Annotated in this window: 5 protein-coding genes and 1 pseudogene; 2 read left to right on the forward strand and 4 right to left on the reverse strand. The window is 42.5% G+C overall.

Translation table 11 applies throughout. The features are described 5' to 3' along the window. Position 1 precedes the first annotated feature (1 nt). Together ABTV53_RS20890 and ABTV53_RS20895 are read right to left on the reverse strand one after the other, a co-directional pair. The gene (locus ABTV53_RS20890) at positions 2-1,273 is read right to left on the reverse strand and encodes an ABC transporter substrate-binding protein (RefSeq protein ID WP_433746017.1); all 1,272 of its coding nucleotides are present in this window, start codon (positions 1,271-1,273) and stop codon (positions 2-4) included. Between the two features lie 181 nt (positions 1,274-1,454). Continuing rightward, positions 1,455-2,483, reverse strand: a complete 1,029-nt coding sequence (locus ABTV53_RS20895) for a LacI family DNA-binding transcriptional regulator (protein WP_421892439.1) — start codon at positions 2,481-2,483, stop codon at positions 1,455-1,457. 289 nt (positions 2,484-2,772) lie between these two features. Here ABTV53_RS20895 and ABTV53_RS20900 point away from each other — a divergent pair, with 289 nt between their 5' ends. Next, positions 2,773-3,135, forward strand: coding sequence for an iron-sulfur cluster biosynthesis family protein (locus tag ABTV53_RS20900; protein WP_017687018.1), 363 nt, complete (start codon positions 2,773-2,775; stop codon positions 3,133-3,135). A gap of 137 nt (positions 3,136-3,272) precedes the next feature. Here the strand turns inward: ABTV53_RS20900 and ABTV53_RS20905 are convergent. Continuing rightward, positions 3,273-4,324 (reverse strand): annotated as a pseudogene (locus ABTV53_RS20905) (IS3 family transposase). 474 nt (positions 4,325-4,798) lie between these two features. Here ABTV53_RS20905 and ABTV53_RS20910 point away from each other — a divergent pair. Beyond that, complete coding sequence (locus ABTV53_RS20910) at positions 4,799-5,764, forward strand: DUF6973 domain-containing protein (RefSeq protein ID WP_315937359.1); 966 nt, start codon at positions 4,799-4,801, stop codon at positions 5,762-5,764. A 71-nt stretch (positions 5,765-5,835) separates the two neighbouring features. Here ABTV53_RS20910 and ABTV53_RS20915 read toward each other — a convergent pair whose 3' ends face one another. Continuing rightward, positions 5,836-6,276, reverse strand: a complete 441-nt coding sequence (locus tag ABTV53_RS20915; RefSeq protein ID WP_433746022.1) for a hypothetical protein — start codon at positions 6,274-6,276, stop codon at positions 5,836-5,838. Positions 6,277-6,906: the final 630 nt, after the last annotated feature.

Below are 6,906 nucleotides of genomic sequence, written 5' to 3' on the forward strand. Positions count from 1 at the left end.
TCTATTTGTAGAGTCTTTCCAGTCCACTCTGAATTTCGGTTACGGTATCATCAAGCGAGGCTTTGTTGTTGAAGTACACACCCAGCTTATCGTTAATGAGCTTCATCATTTCGTTCCATTGCGGGTTGAACGGCTCTGCATAGATCGTTGATTCACTGAACGCAGCCATGTTGATTTTTTTGCCGCCGTATTCAGCATTCAGGAATTCATCACTGGACAGACCTGCTTTGGTTGCAGGAGCATCCTGACCGGCTTTGATCATTGGCAGCTGTGCTTCCGGCGTGGTCAGTGCTTCGATGACTTTGAAAGCTTCTTCCTTGTGTTTGGAAGCGTTGGTAATCGTTAACCCGTTAAAGAATGCGTTCGTTTCGCCCCATACGGGAGAGATATCCCAATTAATGCCTTCCACCTTGGCAAGTGAACCGATGTTCCAGAACCCGGTCGTTTCCATAGCGATCTTGCCTTGAGCGAACAACGGATCGGCTCCGATATTCCCCATGTCGGCAATCTCGGTTGGGGTTGGTCCCGCACCGTGTGTGAAGGTCAGGTCATTCATGAATTGTAATGCTTTACGCACAGGCTCTGTATTGAAGGTTGGTTTGCCACTCTCATCAAACAGTGATCCACCGTTCTGGTAGATGAGCTGCATCCATTGCGGCCACCAGCTGCCCGGGTAGTAACCCCATTGAACCGTTTTACCATTCTCCTTCACGGTCAGCTTCTGAGCTGCTGCCATCAGATCGTCCTGCGTCCAATCTTTGGTTGGGTATTCCACCCCGGCTTTGTCGAACAGATCTTTGTTATAAAACAGGACCATCGCACCGGCCCGATCCGGCAAACCAAATTGTTTGCCATCATACTTCATCAGGTTTGCAATATCATCGGAATAACGCTCGGACATATTCACATTGTTCGCCTTGATCATGTCATCCAGCGGTATAATCTGATTTTTGGAGGCGTATGCCTGATAGTTCTCGGCAATCATCATAATGTCAGGTGCCGTTCCTCCGGCGATCATGGTCTGTACCTTCTGGTCATAATCTCCTGCAACCACGTTCAGCTTCACGTTAATATCGGGATACGTCTGTTTCACAATGTCGAGTCGTTCCTGATAAATTTTCTTCTCATCCTCTGAACCCCAGATCGTCATGCTCAAATCAACCTTGCCTCCGGACTCGCCGGAAGAACCGTTTTTACTCCCGCTGCTGCAGGCTGTCAGCCCCATTACCATGACCAGCATCAATAACGAAATGACCTTTAAACTTCTTCTCATACGTTACGCCCCCTTGAACTAATGAATGGATGACCACACTGAAACCCGTTTCATGAAATGGGTTTCATTAAGCTGAAACATAAAACCCGTTCCACTTTATGAAAGGGGTTTCATTCACGCACTCATTATATTTCACCGTTCGAGGAAATGTCAACGCTTTCTTTTTCAAGTACAGGCCCCTTTATCTTGAAGCAGGTCCTGTACTTTGACGCACAATCAACTCCGGTTGCAGAATGATCTGCTTCTTCGGTTTGCCTTGGTTAATCAGCTCATGCAGTACATCCACAGCCTGTTTGCCAAGCTGATATGTGTTCTGGGATACGGTTGTCAGTTCCGGTATAACAGCACTGGCGAGCGGCGTGTCATCAAAACCCACAATGGATATATCTTTTGGAATCGAAAGCCCATGCTCAATCGTTGACTTGATGGCACCAATCGCCGTATTGTCATTAACGCAGATGACTGCGGTTGGCGGATTGTCACGATCCAGCAGTTTGGACATCTCGCGTTTGCCGTCGTCGATGGAGAAGCTCCCGAGCAGTTGCCGTTCTTTCGGTATTTCGAGCCCATGCTCCCGAAGTTTCTTCTGCACAGCTCTGACCTTGACCATGGTGGTGGATAATTCTTTCAGCCCGCCGACAAATGCGATATCGCGATGCCCCAGTTCAAGCAAATGCTCAGCTGCAAGGGCTGCGCCTGCGCCTTCATCCGTGTACACCCGGTGGAACCCGCCTTTGGCAATATTGCCATTGACCAGCACGATAGGCATACGTTTGCCCATATCAATCAATTCCTGGGCCATGTCATCCGGACAGACCTGCATGTTGATTCGCCCGCCGAGAAAAATAATCCCGTCTACCCGCTTCTCTCGCAGGATGGACAAATATTCAGATTCCCTGTTGTAGTCGCCTGCGGTATTGCACAGAAAGAAGGTATACCCCAATCCGCGAGCCTCATTCTCCGCACCCCAGAACACTTCCGGGAAAAAGGGATTCGTAATGTCCGGCAGGATGATGGCGATGGTGCCGGTCTCTTTCTTGATCAGACTGCGCGCCTGCGCATTGGGCTGAAACTGGTGTTTTTCAATGATGGACATTATCTTCTCTCGGGTGCTTGCACGCACAGGTGCCGTATCATTCAGTACCCGGGAGACCGTCGCTACAGATACATTTGCTTCTTTGGCGATGTCGTATATGGTGATCGGTGTCATAGCGGAACCTTCCTTTTTCTCTAATTTTCCCTATTTTCCCTGCTTATCATACCAGATAAGGAATGCCGATGAAATGGGTTTCATTGATGGGCGAATGATTTCACACTGAACCCATAGAAATTCCGGGTATAACATTCATACGTGAATGGTTCGTTGCATTACGCATTAGCGTCAATATTTTTACAGGACATGTTTGCTTTTCTTTATTTCACCTTCTAATCTGCGTTTATGGTCCATATATTAAATTGTAAGCGAATTCATTGGAGATTAGAGGAGTGTGAACGATGTCATGATCATTCAAGTCAGTCCGCTGGCAGAAGCAAGACTTACTGAAAAGCTGGGAGATCGACCAGGCTATTTCAAATTGTTTTATGATACCGATGGATGCGGTTGTGACGGAATTGCGGTACTTCTGATCTTAAACGAACCGGATAGCGATGATGTTACCGTAGAGGCGGGGTCGCTTCCCTTTGTAATCAACAAACAGCAGCAGATTTACTTTGAACCCTCTCTACGTCTGCAATCCGAGCACAGTTTCCCTTCGTTCCGACTGAGCAGTGATTCCATGATCTATGGCAGTAATGTCAAAGTCCATGATTTACGAGATACCGCAGACGTAGCCCCACAGCCCACTGGATGGTTTGTACGATAAACGTTGAATTAGCACTATAATCAAAACCTCCCAAGCCCAGATGTCATGCGGGGGACTGCCCCCTCCCCTTTTTGTGAGACAGGGATCAAAACACCTTACCAAGTTTAAGCAGCCAGTCTTCGAAAATGTATCGGAGACTATTTATTTAGTTTCGCTTGAATACGAATTGAGTTGTAGTAGTTGATGTAGTCTCGAACGGTCTGTTCAACGATGACTATCGTTGTGTACCTAAGATGTTCGAGGTAGAACGTTTCAGACTTTAGTGTAGAATGAAAAGACTCAATGGGAGCATTATCAGCGGGCGCTCCTTTACGGGACATGCTCATGGTAATGTCTTTTCTCTTTACTACAGTCTGGTAAACTTGAGAAGTATACACGCTGCCTTCGTCGCTGTGGAGTAGCACATTTGTCCGCTCAGGAAGTTGTTCCAGCGTATCCAAAACCAAGGAGGTCTCTTGCTTGTCCGCTATACTGTAAGCGACAATCTCTCCGTTGTACAGATCCAATATGCTTGAAAGGTATAACATCTCATTACCGAACGGCAAATACGTAATGTCAGTTACCAGGTTTTGCAGGTTGCCCTGTGTTCTTTCGTTTTTTCGTCCGCACTCGGCACTGTAAGTCCTCGTGCTGCATAATTCACTGTATCCGTTTATGATTTACAGGAACTTCAATCCGGAGCAAGGCAGTGATTTTTCTATATCCGTACCGGAACTTGTGCTGAGTACAAAGCTGAACTACTTTCTCCACCATTGGATCGGGACGCTTGCTCTCCCAGGCTGCCTTCCAGCGGTAGTAGGTTTCTCGATCAATTCCAAGCCATGGACAAGCCTCAGATATGGTCACTTCTTTTCGAATAGACTCGGCCCAAGCGATAACGACTTCTTCTTCCACCTCTTTTCCAGTTCCTTGTACTTTTCACTAGTCCAGTTGTTTCAAGAATCGGTTTTCTGCTTTTACTTTTTCGAGTTCTGTCGTGTGTTCTGGACCTCTTCCGTAGCTAAATTGCATATCAACTGGTTGCTCTAGCGATGCAATTCTCCTTTTCAATGCCATCTCATCCACGTTTTTAATTGTGTCTTATTGCGTATTCCGAGCTGATCCATAACCTCTTTTACGGGTACCTCCACCAATCTCATTTCTATGGCTTTCATCTTTAACTCCACAGATAACCCACTCTGGTTGCCATTACAAAAACACCTCCAAGATGATCTTCCTATCTTACGACAAGGTTTCATTCTCTTGAAGGTCTTTTGATTTGTCTCACGTTATGGGGTCAGTCCAGTGGGAAGGGAGGTTTTTTATAAATTTTCTCATGTTTGTGGTAATGCTTCTGTCCCTCTAAATGAAAGACTATTAACGGGACTTATTCAACTACTCGACTTTCCCCATAATAAATAGATGCTAGGTATTTCAATCATGCGACGGATCACAACACTCAGCGCACAATATACTAGATTGGGTACTAAAAGGTCTAGTAAATCGTTCTGAGACAATCTCAAAAAACACGTAACTCCACTTTTATGGATTTAATTTTCATTATATTGTATTTTATGTAGATTCTTAACTTTATATGGTATATAATTACTTTAAAGGAGGTTAAAAAAATCATTAAGAGCTATTTGTAATAAAAATCAAGCTTTCTTAGGAGGATATCTAAATAATGAATACCAAGAAGATATTAAAAATCGTCACGGTCTCTGCTATGTCGATAATGTTACTCATACCATCTGTATCCTTTGCAGAAGAAACTAGCACTGAATCAAGTTCTAATGCTGATGTCTTACATAAAATTCATCAAGCAGCGGAAATCAGTACTCAAAGCAGACTTCAAAGCAGTCTCCAAAGCCAATCGGCACAACTGAGTATTGAAAAAGATCCAATTCTTGATGAAGCTCCTGCATTCTATGCATCTATTGAAGGAAGATTGTATGATGAGTTATCTTTGTCAGAGCAAGAAAAGTTAGTTGAAATCACAACAGCAGCAACAGCTTATTATAACGCTATAGACAGCTCGATAAATGGTAATAATGAATCAGAAATATCACCTATGTATTTTGAATCAGAGCTTTCAAAAGCAATTGAAGCCAGTATATATGCCGGATTTCCAACGCTTTCAGCCGGCGAAATCGCCATTTCATTGATAAATTCTAATACAGCTAGAGACATTGGTGTTAGATATGCAAATCTCAATGGCTATTCACAAACATGGGATAATCCGGCCGATGCATTTAGACATTTCGCATGGAACTGGCTAAATACAAGAGATATTAATGCAAATGATGCCAGGGTTTTTGGTGATTTCCATGAACTCGCATTAGCAGCGGCTGACGATGCTAACGCTCTCAATTTAGACTTCCCTTCAAAAGTAGCTTGGGGTGCAACACGAGCTTTTGTTTTAAGATCACAAACTCAAGGGAGTCTCAGCGCTTTCAATTCTGAATTCAAAAATGATAGTGTGATGGATATATACAATAACTCCCAAGGTAGAAAGTATGCTGTAAATTCCTCACATTCTACTGTAGCTGATGCGTTCTACGCTGCTTTTGTCACAAATAAAAATTTGATAGGTTATACAAGTGAAGTTAACTCTTCGGTCAGAAGTACTGCATATAGTTATTGGAGATAATTCCAACCCTAAATTTTCAGAAAGTAAAACCGCCTACCCTTAAATGTGTAGGCGGTTTTACTTTCATCTAATTAATTACATTTCTCTTTGACGCTAACATTGTTATTTGAAACAATGACGTTAGAGTAACCTGACAATGATTCCGTATATGAACAAATCATCTTATTTGTAGTCTCACCTCTTGAATCAGTGAATTTCAAATAAATCCCACCTTCTCCGGACAAACTTAGACTAGGGTGAATTTTGACTACTTCCCCACTTTTTATTTCTGTACCCAACGTATCTTTAGATCCACTTTCAACTGTTCCTCCTTGAGCTCCAGATACCAGTACTCCCGTTTCTACGGATGAAAGATTAAAATCTGATTGGTTATCAATTGTCACCGTAAAGCTACTGAACTGATTTAAGAAAGAAAAAGCATTACTTTTTACTGAACTTAAAACTGCAACAGTAATGCCAACAACAATAATGATACAGATTGCCACAAACCATGCTAGTTTCTTGTTTGTCATTTAATCACCTCATTCGACTGTATACTTAAATTACTGAATTTTCAATTTCTCTTAAATTAAAGTTTAAATGGATATAAATGAATTATTCTCTTATAGATCAGTTCAACTTATACGCAGTAAATATGTTATGGATAATTCGAGCACTTCTGAACTTTTCTTATTAAATAACTCGATAACTCAATCCAAGCCTCCTTATTCCCAATATAACCCATTATACTTTGTAAGTCTAGATAGCTCTGCTTAGTGACTTTATTAGCGTCATCAAGACACATCTTATCCCTTATATCCAGAGAACTAAAACTAAATGTATGCAGTTTTCTCACAAATTATAACAAAAATGTAAATAGAATATATCCCTCGCTTGTCAAAAATTCACACCTTTACAGAGTCACTCTATTTGAGAGTCTTTCTTACACTTGAAGCTAAATAGATATTCTACCGCTATAAAACTGCGTGTCGTCTTCTTTACACAACTTATGTTGCTGTGTATGACCTCAGTTCAGTAGGAACATCGTCCTGTCCTATACAAAACCCAACAACATCTATTCAAGTTATGATATCAGAACTCAGCTTTAGACATTTGTATCAGCTAAATGTAGGTTTCTTAGCATCTCAGCTGTAGACAGTAAT

Origin of the sequence: Paenibacillus amylolyticus, from assembly GCF_050990605.1 — a bacterium.
Taxonomy (GTDB): domain Bacteria; phylum Bacillota; class Bacilli; order Paenibacillales; family Paenibacillaceae; genus Paenibacillus; species Paenibacillus amylolyticus_H.